The organism is Streptomyces sp. cmx-18-6 (assembly GCF_046548915.1).
Taxonomy (GTDB): domain Bacteria; phylum Actinomycetota; class Actinomycetes; order Streptomycetales; family Streptomycetaceae; genus Streptomyces.
Genome location: NZ_JAEBEP010000005.1, coordinates 227,672 through 243,403, shown reverse-complemented (window position 1 = coordinate 243,403; position 15,732 = coordinate 227,672). Strand labels below are relative to the sequence as shown.

At 71.9% G+C, this 15,732-nt stretch carries 12 protein-coding genes; 9 read left to right on the top strand and 3 right to left on the bottom strand.

Annotation, left to right across the window (positions count from 1 at the left end):
* Positions 1-27: 27 nt before the first annotated feature.
* Positions 28-756 carry a hydrogen peroxide-dependent heme synthase gene (gene hemQ, locus ACLJPL_RS14190; RefSeq protein WP_411081166.1) on the bottom strand — a complete coding sequence of 243 codons (729 nt, stop codon included), beginning with the start codon at positions 754-756 and terminating at the stop codon, positions 28-30.
* Between the two features lie 4 nt (positions 757-760).
* Positions 761-2,248 carry a protoporphyrinogen oxidase gene (gene hemG, locus ACLJPL_RS14185; RefSeq protein WP_411081165.1) on the bottom strand — a complete coding sequence of 496 codons (1,488 nt, stop codon included), beginning with the start codon at positions 2,246-2,248 and terminating at the stop codon, positions 761-763.
* A gap of 126 nt (positions 2,249-2,374) precedes the next feature.
* Between hemG and ACLJPL_RS14180 the strand changes: the two genes are divergently transcribed.
* Positions 2,375-3,370: a DUF4349 domain-containing protein gene (locus ACLJPL_RS14180; protein ID WP_411081164.1), complete on the top strand. Its 996-nt coding sequence runs from the start codon at positions 2,375-2,377 to the stop codon at positions 3,368-3,370.
* Between the two features lie 51 nt (positions 3,371-3,421).
* The gene (locus tag ACLJPL_RS14175) at positions 3,422-4,810 is read left to right on the top strand and encodes an FAD-dependent oxidoreductase (protein WP_411081163.1); all 1,389 of its coding nucleotides are present in this window, start codon (positions 3,422-3,424) and stop codon (positions 4,808-4,810) included.
* Positions 4,811-4,852: 42 nt separating this feature from the next.
* Here ACLJPL_RS14175 and hemE read toward each other — a convergent pair whose 3' ends face one another.
* A complete protein-coding gene (hemE, locus tag ACLJPL_RS14170) occupies positions 4,853-5,938 on the bottom strand; it encodes a uroporphyrinogen decarboxylase (RefSeq protein WP_411081162.1) in 1,086 nt (361 codons plus the stop codon).
* 92 nt (positions 5,939-6,030) lie between these two features.
* On the opposite strand from hemE, the gene ACLJPL_RS14165 reads away from it, so the two are divergent.
* From ACLJPL_RS14165 to ACLJPL_RS14135, 7 genes are all read left to right on the top strand, one after another.
* Positions 6,031-6,690 (top strand): DUF3000 domain-containing protein, encoded by a 660-nt coding sequence (locus ACLJPL_RS14165; protein ID WP_411081161.1) that lies wholly within the window; start codon positions 6,031-6,033, stop codon positions 6,688-6,690.
* A gap of 212 nt (positions 6,691-6,902) precedes the next feature.
* A complete protein-coding gene (locus ACLJPL_RS14160; protein WP_003965521.1) occupies positions 6,903-7,565 on the top strand; it encodes a response regulator transcription factor in 663 nt (220 codons plus the stop codon).
* 114 nt (positions 7,566-7,679) lie between these two features.
* The gene (locus ACLJPL_RS14155; protein WP_411081160.1) at positions 7,680-8,954 is read left to right on the top strand and encodes an HRDC domain-containing protein; all 1,275 of its coding nucleotides are present in this window, start codon (positions 7,680-7,682) and stop codon (positions 8,952-8,954) included.
* 85 nt (positions 8,955-9,039) lie between these two features.
* Positions 9,040-9,738 (top strand): ferritin-like domain-containing protein, encoded by a 699-nt coding sequence (locus tag ACLJPL_RS14150; RefSeq protein WP_411081159.1) that lies wholly within the window; start codon positions 9,040-9,042, stop codon positions 9,736-9,738.
* A gap of 190 nt (positions 9,739-9,928) precedes the next feature.
* The gene (locus ACLJPL_RS14145) at positions 9,929-11,149 is read left to right on the top strand and encodes a thiolase family protein (RefSeq protein ID WP_411081158.1); all 1,221 of its coding nucleotides are present in this window, start codon (positions 9,929-9,931) and stop codon (positions 11,147-11,149) included.
* A complete protein-coding gene (locus ACLJPL_RS14140; protein WP_411081157.1) occupies positions 11,146-13,275 on the top strand; it encodes a 3-hydroxyacyl-CoA dehydrogenase NAD-binding domain-containing protein in 2,130 nt (709 codons plus the stop codon). The genes ACLJPL_RS14145 and ACLJPL_RS14140 overlap by 4 nt, the downstream gene beginning before the upstream one ends.
* Before the next feature lie 415 nt (positions 13,276-13,690).
* On the top strand, positions 13,691-15,721 hold the full coding sequence (locus tag ACLJPL_RS14135) for a hypothetical protein (protein WP_411081156.1): 2,031 nt from the start codon (positions 13,691-13,693) through the stop codon (positions 15,719-15,721).
* Positions 15,722-15,732: the final 11 nt, after the last annotated feature.

Genomic DNA, 15,732 nt, shown 5'->3' with positions numbered 1-15,732 from the left:
GGTTGGGGTGGGTGCGGGACTCGCTGGTTATGCGAGCCCGGCCACCAGGTCTTGGACGGTCTTCCTGCGGCCCGTGTAGAACGGGACCTCCTCGCGCACGTGGAGGCGTGCCTCGGAGGCGCGCAGGTGACGCATCAGGTCGACGATGCGGTACAGCTCGTCCGCCTCGAAGGCGAGGACCCACTCGTAGTCGCCCAGCGAGAAGGAGGCGACGGTGTTGGCGCGGACGTCGGGGTAGCCGCGGGCCATCTTGCCGTGGTCCGCGAGCATGCGGCGGCGGTCCTCGTCGGGCAGCAGGTACCAGTCGTAGGACCGTACGAAGGGGTAGACGCTGATGTAGTCGCGGGGGGTCTCGTCGGCGAGGAACGCCGGGACGTGCGACTTGTTGAACTCGGCGGGGCGGTGCAGCGCCATGTTCGACCAGACCGGCTCCAGCGCGCGGCCGAGCCTGGTGCGGCGGAAGAGGTTGTACGCCTCCTGGAGCTCGTCCGAGGTCTCGGCGTGCCACCAGATCATCAGGTCCGCGTCGGCGCGCAGACCGGAGACGTCGTAGGTGCCGCGCACGGTGATGTCCTTGGCCGCGAGCTGGTCGAACAGCTCCTGGACCTCGTCCGCGTATCCCGCCCGGTCCAGCGGCAGTACGTCGCGCAGTCTGAAGACCGACCAGAGGGTGTAGCGGATGACCTCGTTGAGGTCCTTGGCCTTCTTTCCGGCGTTCGGACTCTTGCTGGCTGTCGCAGTCTCAGGAGCACTCATACGGCTATTGTCCCGCCTCGCTCTCCGTGCCCCGAACCAGGGTCGGCGTGGCGATGATCTCCTCCGCGATCCGCCCCGTCAGGTCCTCCGCGACCTCGTCGGCCGCGCGCCGCGCGCTCGCGACGCAGGCGGGGATGCCGACCCCGTCGTACACCGCGCCGCAGACCCGCAGCGCGGGCAGCTTGGCGACCTCGTCGCGGATGCGGGCGACGCGGGTGTGGTGGCCGACCGGGTACTGCGGCAGTCCGCCGATCCAGCGGGTGACCTCGGTGTCGACGGGACGGGCGGCGAGTCCGGTGGCCGCCGCGAGGTCCCGCAGGGATACGGCGACGAGTTCGCCGTCCTCGCGGTGCAGGTGGTCCTCCTCGCCGTACCGGCCGACCGAGGTGCGGAGCACGAAGAGGCCGGGGGCGGCGTCCGCGACCCACTGCCACTTGTTGCTGGAGAAGGTGGACGCCTTGATGGTGCGGCCGTCCACCGGCGGTACGAGGAAGCCGGAGCGCCCGCGCAGGGCCTCGTGCGCCTCGACGTCGGCGCGGCGGAAGGCCAGGGTGACCAGGGCCATCGAGGCGTACTCGACCCCGGTCAGCTCGGTGGACGCGGCCGGGGACTCGGCGGCCAGCAGGGCGGAGGCGGACCAGGCGGGGGTGGCCAGGACGACGCCGTCCGCGGTGATCACCCCGGTGTCGGTGCGGACCGCCCAGCCCGCTTCCGTACGGGTCAGACCGAGGACGGGGGTCTCGGTCAGGATCTCGCCGCCTTCGGCCCGTACGGCGTCGGCCACGGCCCCCGGCAGGGTGCCGATGCCGCCCCGGAGGCCCTGGAAGACGGGGCCGGTCCGCTGCCGGGCCGCCGCGCGTTCCTGGACGCGGCGGACGGCCTCCAGCAGCGGGCCGCCCTCCCGCACCGCTTCGAAGAGCTGCGGTACGGCGGCGCGCATCGAGATCCGGTAGGCGTCGCCCGCGTAGACCCCGCCGAGGAGGGGCTCCACCAGCCGGTCGACGACCTCGCGGCCGAGCCGGTCCGCGACGTACGCGCCGACCGCGACGTCGTCGCCGACCGGGGTCGGGGTGAGGTCGCGGTCCTGGGCGATCCGGGCCAGGCCCTCGGGGGACAGCACGCCGCTGAGGGCCGCCGGGTCGCCGGGGACGCCCATGACGTGGCCCTGGGGCATCGGGCGCAGGGCGTCCCGCGTCCAGAGGGAGGCGGTGGCGGTGGCGGGCGGCTGGAGGCGGTCCGCGAGGCCGACCGCACCGGCCAGACCGACCGCCTCGGGGCGGCGGGCGAGCATCGACTCGGCCCCCAGGTCGACCTGGACGCCCGCGATCTCGCCGGTCATCAGCTTGCCGCCGAGCCGGTCGGCAGCCTCCAGGAGCGTGACCCGCAGTCCGGTGGCGACCAGGCGGTGGGCGGCGGCCAGACCGGCGATGCCGCCGCCGATGACGACGACGTGACGCGCGGGCGTGTCCGCACCCTGATGTGAACGCTGCATGGGTCCACTCTCTCAAACCCGTACCGACTCCCGACCGTGACCACTTCGAAACCGCAGGCCGGAAACCGGTTCGGAGGGGCCCGCGTCGAATCGGCACTATCAACGACCGCCCTGGGGGGACCTGTTATGGACAGCGGTACCGATCGATTCCTCGCCCGCCCGCCGCGTACGGCGCACCGCCGCAGAGCCGGCGTCCGCGCCGCGCTGGCGGCGGCGCTCGGCGCGATGCTGCTCGTCGGCGGCTGCGGGGCGGGCGCCGACAGCATGTCCGACGAGAGCGCCGCGCAGTCGCGCTACGAGAACGAGGAGGGTGGAAAGGCGGACCTCGCCAAGGAGGGATTCACCGGGGACGCCGCGGCGAAGACCGCGGAGGAGCGCAAGAAGGCTCCGAAGCCCGGGGCCGCCGGCGCCCATGTGATCCGTACGACGGAGCTCTCCGTGGAGGTGGGGAACGTCCCGAAGGCGGCCGCCGCCGCCCGGGCCTCGGTGGAGGCGAGCGGGGGCCTGGTGGCGACCGAGACCACCGATCGGATCGACGACGAACACGAGATCTCGCACCTCGTGCTGCGCGTGCCGCAGGACGACTACAAGGAGGTGCTGGCCAAGCTCACCGGCTCCGGGAAACTGATCTCCCGCTCCTCGAACGCGAAGGACGTCACCGACAAGGTCGTCGACGTGGAGAGCCGGATCGCCACCCAGCGGGCCAGTGTGGCGCGGGTGCGGGAGCTGATGGACAAGGCGGAGAAGCTCGCCGACGTCGTCACCCTGGAAGGGGAGCTGAGCAGCCGTCAGGCCGATCTGGAGTCGCTGCTGGCCCAGCAGTCGAGCCTGAAGGACCGCGTCTCGCTGGCGACGATCACGCTGGAGCTGAGCGGGCCGGACGCCCCGCGCGAGGAGGGGAAGGACGACCCGGGGTTCCTGGACGCCCTGGGCGGCGGCTGGGACGCGTTCGTGACGGTGTTCCGGTGGCTCGCGATGGCGATCGGCGCGAGCGCCCCGTTCCTGGCCACGGCCGCGCTGCTGGTGGTGCTGTGGCGGGTGCTGCGCGCCCGGCGGACGGCCCGCAACGCCCCCGCGGCGGTGCGGCCGAAGCCGGAGGCGGAGGGCACACCGGCCTCCTGAGCGCCGTAGCGTGGGTTCCTCGACGGCCGGTACGGCGAAAGGAACCCCAGCATGGCAGCGGAGCGACTCGTGGTCATCGGCGGCGACGCGGCGGGCATGTCCGCCGCGTCGCAGGCGCGCAGGCTGAAGGGGCCGGACGAGCTGGAGATCGTCGCCTTCGAGCGCGGCCGGTTCACCTCGTACTCCGCCTGCGGCATCCCGTACTGGGTGAGCGGCGACGTCGAGGGCCCGGACGACCTGATCGCCCGGACCCCGCAGGCGCACCGGGAGCGGGACATCGATCTGCGGATGCGCACCGAGGTCACGGAGATCGACGTGGCCGGGGGGCGGGTGCGGGCGCTGGACCGGGAGAGCGGGGACACGTACTGGACGGGCTTCGACAAGCTGGTGATCGCCACCGGGGCCCGTCCGATCCGCCCGGAGCTGCCCGGCATCGACGCGCCGGGGGTGCACGGGGTGCAGACCCTGGGCGACGGGCAGGCGCTGCTGGACTCGCTGGACGCCCTGGACCCCGGCGGGAGGCGGCGGGCGGTCGTGGTCGGCGCGGGGTACATCGGCGTCGAGATGGCCGAGGCGATGCTCAAGCGCGGTTTCGAGGTGACGGTCCTCAACCGGGGGAAGCAGCCGATGGCGACGCTCGACCCGGACATGGGGCGGCTGGTCCACGAAGCGATGGACGGCCTGGGCATCACCACGGTCAACGGCGCGGCGGTCACCAGGATTTCGACGGGCCCGGACGGCCGGGTCGGCGAGGTGGCCACCGAGGAGCGGACCTACCCGGCGGACGTGGTCGTCCTCGGCATCGGCGTCGAGCCGGAGACGGAGCTGGCCCGCGAGGCGGGTCTCACGGTGGGCCCGCACGGCGGGCTGCTCACCGACCTGGCGATGCGGGCCGTGGGCCACGAGAACATCTGGGCGGGCGGCGACTGCGTGGAGGTCCTGGACCTGGTGGCGGGCCGCACCCGCCACATCGCGCTCGGCACCCACGCCAACAAGCACGGCCACGTCATCGGGTCCAACGTGGGCGGCGGCTACGGGACGTTCCCCGGCGTCGTCGGTACGGCGGTGAGCAAGGTCTGCGACCTGGAGATCGCCCGGACCGGGCTGCGGGAGAAGGACGCCCGTGCGGTCGGGCTGCGGTACGTCACGGCGACCATCGAGTCGACGCAGCGGGCGGGCTACTACCCGGGGGCGAAGCCGATGACGGTGAAGATGATCGCGGAGCACCGTACGGGGCGGCTGCTCGGGGTGCAGATCGTGGGCCGCGAGGGGGCGGCCAAGCGCGTGGACGTGGCGGCGGTGGCGCTGACGGCCGGGATGACGGTGGAGCAGATGACGGCGCTGGACCTGGGCTACGCCCCGCCGTTCTCGCCGGTGTGGGACCCGGTCCTGGTGGCGGCCCGCAAGACGGTGGCGGCGGTGCGGGGCGCGGGGAGCTGACAGCCGTGGGGGCCGGTCTTCGGCCGGCCCCCGTGCGGCGCGTCAGCGCGCGGTCTGCTCGTGCACGTACTGGACGAGCCGGGTCAGCGCGTCCGGGTCCATCGACGGCATCACGCCGTGGCCCAGGTTGAAGATGTGGCCCTCCAGACCGGCGGCCTGGTCCAGCACCTCGCGGGTCTTCTCCTCGACCGCCGGGGTCGGGGCGAACAGCACGGCCGGGTCCAGGTTGCCCTGGAGCGCCTTGCCGGGGCCGACGCGGCGGGCGGCCTCGTCCAGCGGGACCCGCCAGTCGACGCCGACGACGTCCGCCCCGGCCTCGCCCATCAGCCCGAGCAGCTCGCCGGTGCCGACGCCGAAGTGGATGCGGGGGACGCCGTACGGGGCGATCGCGTCGAAGACCTTCGCGGAGGCGGGGAGCACCGCGCGGCGGTAGTCGGCGGGGGCGAGCGCGCCGACCCAGGAGTCGAAGAGCTGGACGGCGGACGCCCCGGCCTCGATCTGGACCTTGAGGAACGCGCCGGTGATCTCGGCGAGCCGGTCCACGAGGTCGGCCCAGAGCTGCGGGTCGCCGTACATCATGGCCTTGGTGCGCTCGTGGTTGCGCGAGGGGCCACCCTCGACGAGGTAGCTGGCGAGGGTGAAGGGGGCCCCGGCGAATCCGATGAGCGGGGTGGCGCCGAGCTCGGCGGTGAGCATCCCGATGGCCTCGGTGACGTACGGGACGTCCTCGGGGGTGAGGTCGCGCAGCCGGGCCAGGTCGGCGCGGGTGCGGATGGGCTCGGCGATGACGGGGCCGACGCCGGGCTTGATGTCGAGGTCGATGCCGATGGCCTTGAGCGGCACGACGATGTCGCTGAAGTAGATCGCGGCGTCGACCTTGTGGCGGCGTACGGGCTGGAGCGTGATCTCGGTGACCAGCTCCGGCATCATGCAGGAGTCGAGCATCGCGATGCCCTCGCGGACCTTCAGGTACTCGGGCAGCGAGCGCCCCGCCTGCCGCATGAACCAGACCGGCGTGTGCGGCGCCGGTTCCCGCCGGCACGCCCTGATGAACGCCGAGTCGCGGGTGGCGTCGTGGCTGGCGGCGGTCGTCGTCTGCTGGCCCGTGGGGCTGGTGTTGGCACTCACGCACCAAATCTTCGCACGCATGGCGAAGGAGCCCGGCCCCGCACGGGTGTCTCTCCCTGCGCGCGGCCCGCGTTCCGCCTACTCTTCCCGGCATGGCTCCGGCTCAGGGACAGTTTTCCGATCATTCCGATGGCGCTGACAGCAAGGACAGTGCGGAGGGTCCTCCCGTCCCGCCCGCGTTCCGGTCGGCGGTCGACGCGTTGCGCTCCGCGCGGCTCCGCCCGGAGCTGGAGGTGGAGACCACGCGGCCGCCGCAGCGCCTGGCGCCCCACGCGTACGCCCTGGAGGCGGCGGTGGTCGACGGCGAGGACGACCTCGCGGACGGCCGGCTCGTCCTGCTGCACGACCCTTCGGGGCACGACGCCTGGCAGGGGGCCTTCCGGCTGGTGACGCTGGTGCGGGCGGAGCTGGAGCCGGAGATGGCCGCCGATCCGCTGTTGCCGGAGGTGTGCTGGTCCTGGCTGACGGGTGCGCTGGACGCGCGCGGATTGTCGTACGGGGAAGCCGGAGGGACGGTGACACGCGCCGGATCGCACTACTTCGGTGCGCTGGCCGCGCGCCGTCCGGCGACGCAGATCGAGATCCGGGCCTCCTGGACGCCGCGCGAGGGGCGGGGCGGGGTGCCCGACGCGGCGTCACACCTGATGGCCTGGGGCGATCTGCTCTGTCAGATCGCGGGTCTGCCGCCATCGGACCCGGCGGACGCGGCGGTGGTGACGCTGCCGCAGCGGCGCGGGCCACAGGTTTCGTAACACCCCGTCACCCATTTCGCACATTCACCGGCTCTCTTTTCGTACAATCGATCGCGCGTCCTATTTGCCCGAATTGTTACTCACCAAATCGTGATCTTCCTCTAAAGGAGGACGGGTCTGCTGCCGAAGAGGTCAATGACCCTTCAAGCACGGTTCGCCCCGGCTTCATCCCCCGAGCCGGTCCCGTCCCGCCACTCCCCCCAGGAGGCCTGGTGTCCGTTCTCCTTGAGCAGCCCGCAAGCCTGGTCGCCTACCGCCCGAACAAGCCGACGGCCATGGTCGTCGTGGCCGACCCGCGCGTCCGTTCCACCGTCACCCGCCATCTGTGGGCCCTCGGAGTACGTGACGTCATCGAGGCGTCGTCCATCGCGGAGGCACGTCCCCGCGTCGGCAACCCGCGCGACATCTGCATTGCCGACGTCCACCTGCCCGACGGCTCCGGGCTGACCCTGCTGTCCGAGACCCGCGCCGCAGGCTGGCCGAACGGTCTCGCCCTCTCCGCCGCCGACGACATCGGCGCCGTTCGCAACGCCCTCGCGGGCGGCGTGAAGGGCTACGTCGTCACCGGCACCCGCACGAACATCGGCCACCCCACCCGCCCCGGCGTCGCCCCCATCGGCGCCAACGCCGCCCGTATGCACCGCCGGCCTCCCGGGTCCCCGAGCCACCCGGGCGGCTACCGCGAACTGTCCGGACGTGAGGTGGAGGTGCTCCGCCTGGTCGCCGAAGGCCAGTCCAACAAGGCCATCGGCGTCTCGATGGGCCTCTCCGCCCTGACCGTCAAGTCCCACCTCGCCCGCATCGCCCGCAAGCTCGGCACCGGAGACCGCGCCGGAATGGTCGCCGTCGCCCTGCGGACGGGCATCATCCACTGACCGCACCCCGCCGGGACGTGCACCGATGCGTCTCCGGCTGGAATACGCGCATGGCCACCCGTCGACGGAACGTTCCGTCGACGGGTGGCGCGTATACACAGATACCCTTGACGCGTGACCGACGCCCAAGAGACCGCAGCAGACACTTCACTGCGAACCACCGGGGGCGCTCCCCCGGACGACGTCGCCCCGGCGCCGATCCCCTTGCTCGAACCTCGCGAGGGCATTCCCCCGGTGGCGGCCTCCGACGACGCCCTCGCCCGGGTGGTCGCGGCCTTCGCCGCGGGCACCGGCCCCGTCGCCGTCGACGCCGAGCGCGCCTCGGGCTACCGCTACGGCCAGCGCGCCTACCTCGTGCAGCTGCGCCGCGACGGGGCGGGCAGCGCGCTGATCGACCCGGTCGGCTGCCCCGACCTGTCGGGCCTGTCCACCGCCCTGTCCGGCACCGAATGGATCCTGCACGCCGCCACCCAGGACCTGCCCTGCCTGCGGGACATAGGCATGACGACCACCTCGCTCTTCGACACCGAGCTGGCCGGCCGCCTCGCCGGCTTCCCGCGCGTCGGCCTCGGCGCGATGGTCGAGAACGTGCTCGGTTACGCCCTGGAGAAGGGCCACTCCGCGGTCGACTGGTCCACCCGCCCGCTGCCCGAGCCCTGGCTCCGTTACGCCGCGCTCGACGTGGAGCTCCTGATCGACCTGCGCGACGCGCTGGAGGACGAGCTGGAGCGGCAGGGCAAGCTGGAGTGGGCCCGGGAGGAGTTCGACGCGATCGCCTCCGCGCCGCCCGCCCCGCCCCGCAAGGACCCCTGGCGCCGCACCTCGGGCATGCACAAGGTCCGCCGCCGCCGTCAGATGGCGGTCGTCCGCGAGCTGTGGAACGCCCGGGACCAGGTCGCGCAGCGCCGTGACGTCTCGCCCGGCAAGGTGCTGGGCGACGCCGCGATCGTCGAGGCCGCCCTCGCGCTGCCCGCCAACGTCACGGCGCTGACCGCCCTGCCCGGATTCGGCCACCGGATGGGCCGCCGTCAGCTGGAGCAGTGGCAGGCGGCCGTGGAGCGGGCCAAGGCGCTGCCGGAGACGGAGCTGCCGCAGCCCGGTCAGCAGCCGGCCGGACCGCCGCCGCCGCGCTCGTGGGCGGACAAGGACCCGGCCGCCGCGGCCCGGCTCTCGGCCGCCCGCACGGCCGTCTCGGAGCTGGCCGAGCGGCTGCACATGCCGCAGGAGAACCTGATCACCCCGGACACCGTGCGCCGGGTCTGCTGGGAGCCGCCGAAGATCCTGACGCCGAGCGCGGTCGAGGACACGCTCGCGGCGTACGGGGCGCGGCACTGGCAGATCGAGCAGGTCGGCCCGCTCCTGGTCCGGGCGCTCGACACCAGCGCCTGATCCCGTACGCACCCCTGAGCACCCCCGGCCGTCGACCGGGGGTGCTTGACTTTCCCCAGGAACCACAGGGGTCACGGGGGCGATCATGGACACCACGGCGTACGGCGAGTGGATACGGGTTTTCGAGGCCGCGCGGCGGGACCGCGCGGAGCGGGGCGATCCGGACTGGCGGACCGGCGTGCCGCCGCATCCCGCGATCCGGCGCAGCGTGCAGCGTTTCCAGGTGGGCGAGGACGGCGACGGGGCCGGGCTGATCACCAAGGCGGAGGCGAGCGGCGACGCAGAGTACGCGGAGGCGGTGCGGATGTTCGTCGCGGAGGAGCGAAATCACGCCAGGTTGCTGGCGCTCCTGCTGGCCGCGGGAGGCGCTCCGGTGATCGCCTCGCACTGGAGCGACCGGATCTTCGTGTCGCTGCGCCGCGCGCTGGGGCTCCGCCTCGAACTGCTGGTCCTCATGATCGCGGAGGTGGTCGCGCTGCGGTACTACCGGGCCCTGCGGGACGGCGCGGAGGACGCGCTGACGCGAGAGGTGGCGGGGCGCGTCCTGGCCGACGAGGAGCGGCACGTGCCCTTCCACTGCCACCGTCTGCGCCGGGCGCTGCGCCCGCTGCCGCCGCCGGTGCGGGTCGCGGTCACCGCCGGATGGCGCACCGGCCTGGCCGCCGCCTCGCTGGTGGTGGCCGCGGACCACGGTCCGGCGCTGCGGCGGCTGAGGGTGGGCCGGGGCCGGTTCGTCGCGGAGGTGGTCCGTTCCTCCGGGCCGATCGCGGCGGCCATGCGGTGAGGGGGCGCGGGGAACGTGACCCCTGGGCGTCCGACCGGCCCTTTCGCGGGTACGTGAACGGTGTGACCTTCGACGCTCCGGCCACGAGGGGTGGGCAGTCTGGTTACCCGCAAGTAGCATGAGAGCAGGCGGCGCGCCCCCGTGGCGTGCCCCGCAGCAGTGCCATCCCGCACCCTGGAGGAGAGCCACCGTGCCTCGTACCATCCGGGACGTCGTCTTCGTCGACGGCGTCCGCACCCCGTTCGGCAAAGCGGGCCCCAAGGGCATCTACCACGAGACCCGCGCCGACGATCTCGTCGTGAAGGCCATCCGGGAGCTGCTGCGCCGCAACCCGGACCTGGACCCCAAGAAGATCGACGAGGTCGCCATCGCCGCGACCACGCAGATCGGCGACCAGGGCCTCACCCTCGGCCGTACCGCCGGAATCCTGGCCGGTCTGCCGCAGTCCGTCCCCGGCTACTCGATCGACCGCATGTGCGCGGGCGCGCTGACCGCCGTCACCTCGACGGCCGGTTCCATCGCCTTCGGCGCGTACGACGTCGTCGTGGCCGGTGGCGTCGAGCACATGGGCCGCCACCCGATGGGCGAGGGCGTCGACCCCAACCCGCGGTTCGTGTCGGAGAAGCTGGTCGACGAGTCCGCCCTCTTCATGGGCATGACCGCGGAGAACCTGCACGACCGCTACCCCACGATCACCAAGCGGCGCGCCGACGAGTACGCCGTGCGTTCGCAGGAGAAGGCCGCCAAGGCGTACGCCAACGGCAAGATCCAGCAGGACCTGGTACCGGTGTCGGTGCGCCGCACCAACGCCGAGGCCGGCGAGACGGGCTGGGGCCTGGTCACCGCCGACGAGCCGATGCGCCCGGGCACCACCCTGGAGTCGCTGGCCGGTCTGAAGACCCCCTTCCGCGCCCACGGCCGCGTGACGGCCGGTAACGCCGCGGGTCTCAACGACGGCGCGACCGCCTCGCTGCTCGCCGCCGAGGACGTCGCCCGCGAGCTGGGCCTCCCGGTCAAGATGCGCCTGGTGTCGTACGCCTTCGCGGGCGTCGAGCCGGAGGTCATGGGCTACGGCCCGATCCCGGCGACGGAGAAGGCGCTGGCCCAGGCCGGGCTGTCGATCTCCGACATCGGTCTCTTCGAGATCAACGAGGCGTTCGCCGTGCAGGTGCTCGCCTTCCTGGAGCACTACGGCATCGCCGACGACGACGCCCGCGTCAACCAGTACGGCGGCGCGATCGCGTACGGCCACCCGCTCGCCTCCTCCGGTGTCCGGCTCATGACGCAGCTGGCCCGGCAGTTCGAGGAGCAGCCCGAGGTCCGCTACGGCCTGACGACGATGTGCGTCGGCTTCGGCATGGGCGCGACGGTCATCTGGGAGAACCCGAATTTCGACGGAGGCAACAAGTGAGCTCCACCACTGAGCTTCTGAAGGGCGCGGCCGAGCTGTTCCCCGGCGAGGTCGTCACGCAGGCGCACGTACGCCACCTGGACCTGCCGTCCGGCGCCGGGCGGTTCGCGCTCATCACGCTGGACAACGGCCTGGACCACACCAAGCCGACCACCTTCGGACCGCAGTCGCTGGCGAACCTGGACGCCGCGATCGACCAGGTCGAGAAGGAGGCGTCGGAGGGCGCGATCACCGGCGTCGGCATCACCGGCAAGCCGTTCATCTTCGCCGTCGGGGCCGACCTCAAGGGCGTCGAGCTGCTCGGCCGCCATGAGGACGCGCTCGCCATCGGCAAGGGCGGTCACGACGTCTTCCGCCGGCTGTCCGGCCTCGCGGTCCCGACGTTCGCGTACTACAACGGCGCGGCGATGGGCGGCGGTGTCGAGGTCGGTCTGCACTGCGCCTACCGCACCGTCTCCACCGCCATCCCGGCGTTCTCGCTGCCCGAGGTCTTCCTCGGCCTGGTCCCCGGCTGGGGCGGCTGCGCGCTGCTGCCGAACCTGATCGGAGCGGACCGCGCGGTCTCGGTGATCATCGAGAACTCGCTCAACCAGAACCGCCAGCTCAAGGGCAAGCAGGTCTTCGAGCTCGGGATCGCCGACGCGATCTTCGAGGGCGCGGACTTCCTGGAGCAGTCGCTGATCTGGACCGCGGCCGTCCTCAAGGGCGAACTCGCCGTCGAGCGCCCCGCGATCGACCGCGGCGACGCCTGGGACGCGGCTGTCGCCCGCGGCCGGGCCATCGCGGACTCCAAGGTGCACGGCGCGGCCCCGGCGGCGTACCGCGCGCTGGACATCATCGCGGCGGCGAAGGACGGCGACCTGTCCGCCGGCTTCGACGCCGAGGACCAGGCCCTCGCGGACCTGATCATGGGCGGCGAGCTGCGCAGCGGCATCTACGCCTTCAACCTGGTCCAGAAGCGCGCCAAGCGCCCGGCCGGCGCCCCGGACAAGAGCCTGGCCCGCCCGGTCACCAAGGTCGGCGTCGTGGGCGCGGGTCTGATGGCCTCGCAGCTGGCGCTGCTGTTCCTGCGCCGCCTGGAGGTCCCGGTCGTCCTCACGGACATCGACCAGGAGCGCGTCGACAAGGGTGTGGGCTACGTCCACGCCGAGATCGAGAAGCTCCTCGGCAAGGGCCGCATCAACCAGGACAAGGCCAACCGCCTCAAGGGCCTGGTCTCCGGTGTCCTCGACAAGGCCGAGGGCTTCGCGGACGCGGACTTCATCATCGAGGCCGTCTTCGAGGAGATCGGCGTCAAGCAGCAGGTGTTCGCGGAGGTCGAGGCGGTCGCCCCGGCGCACGCGATCCTCGCCACCAACACCTCCTCGCTCTCGGTGACGGAGATGGCGTCGAAGCTGAAGAACCCCGAGCGGGTCGTCGGCTTCCACTTCTTCAACCCGGTCGCGATCCTCCCGCTGCTGGAGATCGTGCGCGGCGAGCAGACCGACGACGCCTCGCTGGCCACCGCGTTCGGTGTGGCCCGCAAGCTGAAGAAGACCGCGGTGCTGGTGAAGGACGCCCCGGCGTTCGTCGTCAACCGCATCCTCACCCGCTTCATGGGCGAGATCCAGAACGTCATCGACGAGGGCACCCCGGTCGAGGTCGCGGAGAAGGCCGTCGAGCCGCTCGGCCTGCCGATGTCCCCGCTGGTGCTCCTGGAGCTGGTCGGCCCGGCCATCGGCCTGCACGTCTCCGAGACCCTGAACCGCGCCTTCCCGGAGCGCTTCACCGTCTCGCAGAACCTCGCGGCGGTCGTGAAGGCCGGCAAGCGCGGCTTCTACGTCTACGATTCCGGCGCGCCGGTCCTCGACCCCGAGGTCGCCGCCCTCCTCAAGCAGGGCGACACCGTCCTCACCGAGGAGCAGACCCGCGACCGTGTGCTCGACGCGGTGGCGCAGGAGATCGGCCTGATGCTGGAGGAGGGCGTCGTCGCCGAGGCCCAGGACATCGACCTGTGCCTGATCACCGGTGCGGGCTGGCCCTTCCACCTGGGCGGCATCACGCCGTATCTGGACCGTGAGGGCGTCTCCCAGCGGGTGAACGGGAAGCCGTTCCTGGAGCAGGGCGTGGCGAGCGTTCCCGCCTGAATCCTCCCCCTGAGGGCGAATAGGTAAATTCGTACATATTCGGCGCATAGAGAAGGCCCCGCGAAGTCTCTTTCGCGGGGCCTTCCGCACACCCCGGGCAAAGGGGAGCAGGACGCCGGACAGCAGGCGCGACAAGGGCTCCACCGGGGTCGCGGGAGCCCACGCCTCGTCACGCGGACCGGATGAGAACATAAATGTTCTGCATCTCACCCCCGAATGTTCAGTAATTCACCTGGTCGAGTTCACCGAACCGGTCATGCGCGTCTAAAATCCGAACGGATGTCGCGCCGCCCTTCCGTGCATCGCTCCGAGCGCGGCCCGGCCTCTCGCCATGCCACGCGGCATTTCGCCTGTTCACGGCGAGCGTCTTCGCCATGCGCCGCACCAGAAGAACCGAAGGAAGGCCGACCGAAACATGGGCAAGCCAACACGTCAGGCCGCACTGGGGATTCTGGTCACCGCCGCTCTGGTCCTCAGCTACGTCGTCATGACCGCGGCAGTCGTGATGGCTTCCCTGCCCCTCTTCACCGCCGCCGTGGCCATCAGCTACGCGGCCGACCTGCTTCTGCACTCCGCCAGGTACTCGGCCCTGAACCGGTTGCGCAACTCCCGGTTCGGACTCACCATCCGCTTCCTGATCAGGCAGTTCCTGCTGATCGCCCTGTGCGGGGCGATCGGCGGACTCGACACGTTCGTCGCCCAGGCGGCCGCCGTCTCGCTCCTGGCGCTCTTCGCGCTCCAGATCGTCTACAGCGGCATACAGAAGCGGATCAGCTCCCGGCGCGCCGCCCTGCCGTTCACGCTGCGGGGGCTGGAGCTGGACGCCCTGGAGATCGGCAGGCCGCCGCACCGGTTCCTGACGAGCAAGCACGTCCGCAAGATGCTGCACCTGGACCTTCCGGTGGTCGTCGGGGTGCTCGTCACGATCGCCACCGACGACTTGGCCTACGTCACCGCCGGTGCCGCCGTGTCCGTGGGGCTCGCCGCACTGGCCGTCCTCCTGCTGCTGCCCGGCGCGAAGAGGGCGCTTGCCCTGCCCACCCCCGACACGGCCATCGACGAACTGAACCAGCGGCTCGCCCAGTACCGGCCGCAGGTCGCGCTCTACTTCACCTTCGCCGCGATATCCCGCGACTTCATATACCAGGTGAACATGTGGCTGGAGGCCCTGGAGTCCCTCGATCTGCGTCCCGTCATCGTGCTGCGCGAGCGGGCCACCCTGCGCCACCTGGAGGCCACCTCCGTACCGATCGTCTGCGTCCCCAAGGCCGAGTACCTGGCACGCCTCGAGATGCCCGAACTGCGGGTCGCGCTCTACCCCGGAAACGCCGGCAAGAACGTGCACATGCTCCAGCGCCACGACGTGAAGCACGTCTTCATCGGCCACGGCGACAGCGACAAGCTGGCCAGCAGCAACCGCGTCAGCAAGGTCTTCGACGAGATATGGGTGGCCGGACGCGCCGGACGCGACCGCTACGAGCGCATCCGGCACGCGGTGACCGACGACCAGATCGTCGAGGTCGGCCGGCCCCAGCTGACGTCCCTGACCCCCTGGACGGGCTCCGTCCACGGTGACATCCCGACCGTCGTGTACGCGCCCACCTGGGAAGGCTGGTCGGACGACGCCTGCTACACCTCGGTCATCCCCTCGGGCGAACGCCTCATCCAGACCCTGCTCTCCCACCAGCGGCAGCTGCGGATCATCTACAAGCCGCACCCGCTGACGGGCACCCGCTCCCCCCGCGCCGCCGAGGCCCACCGGCGAGTCATCGCGCTGCTGGAGGAGGACAACGCCCGCCGCTTCGACCAGAAGGTCCTGGACGCGAACAGCGCCGTCGAGGAGATGGCCGCGATCAAGCAGCAACTGGCCGACCTGCGCAAGCGCGGCGAGCGCGCCCCGTTCCCCGACCTCACCGAGGCCGAGCGGACCACGCGGATCCGTGAGCTGCAAAAGCGCGCCGGCGCCCTCTACTGGGAGTCCCTGCCGCTCGAGGCCCACCACGTGGTGACCGGCAAGATCCCGACGCTCTACGACTGCTTCAACCAGTCCGACCTGCTCATCGGCGACATGTCGAGCGTGGTCTCGGACTTCGTGGTGACCAGGAAGCCGTACGCCATCTTCAACCTGGAGGGGCTCCCGGACGAGGAGTTCCGCAACGAGCAGCGCACCGCCTCCGCCTCCTACCTCCTGGACGCCGAGTGCCAGGGCCTGGAGGCGGCCCTCGCGGCGACGCTCGACCCGGCGAAGGACGTGATGGCGGAGCAGCGGACCGAGCTCAAGGAGTACCTGCTCGGCACGGACACCCCGCCGTCGACGGTCCGCTTCAAGGACGCCGCGAACGACCTGTACCGCCGCGGTATCCAGGACTTCCCCATCGAGGTCCCGGAGCTGTCGGACTTCCCCGCGCAGCAGCTGCGGGAGCAGGAAGGGGCGCAGCCGGTGTGAGCGCCGGCCCG

Coding starts and splice junctions, on each gene's coding strand:
- ACLJPL_RS14165 (WP_411081161.1), top strand. CDS start 6,031: ATGGCTCCGGCTCAGGGACAGTTTTCCGATCATTCCGATGGCGCTGAC.
- ACLJPL_RS14150 (WP_411081159.1), top strand. CDS start 9,040: ATGGACACCACGGCGTACGGCGAGTGGATACGGGTTTTCGAGGCCGCG.
- ACLJPL_RS14135 (WP_411081156.1), top strand. CDS start 13,691: ATGGGCAAGCCAACACGTCAGGCCGCACTGGGGATTCTGGTCACCGCC.
- hemG (WP_411081165.1), bottom strand. CDS start 2,248: ATGCAGCGTTCACATCAGGGTGCGGACACGCCCGCGCGTCACGTCGTC.
- ACLJPL_RS14180 (WP_411081164.1), top strand. CDS start 2,375: ATGGACAGCGGTACCGATCGATTCCTCGCCCGCCCGCCGCGTACGGCG.
- hemQ (WP_411081166.1), bottom strand. CDS start 756: ATGAGTGCTCCTGAGACTGCGACAGCCAGCAAGAGTCCGAACGCCGGA.
- ACLJPL_RS14175 (WP_411081163.1), top strand. CDS start 3,422: ATGGCAGCGGAGCGACTCGTGGTCATCGGCGGCGACGCGGCGGGCATG.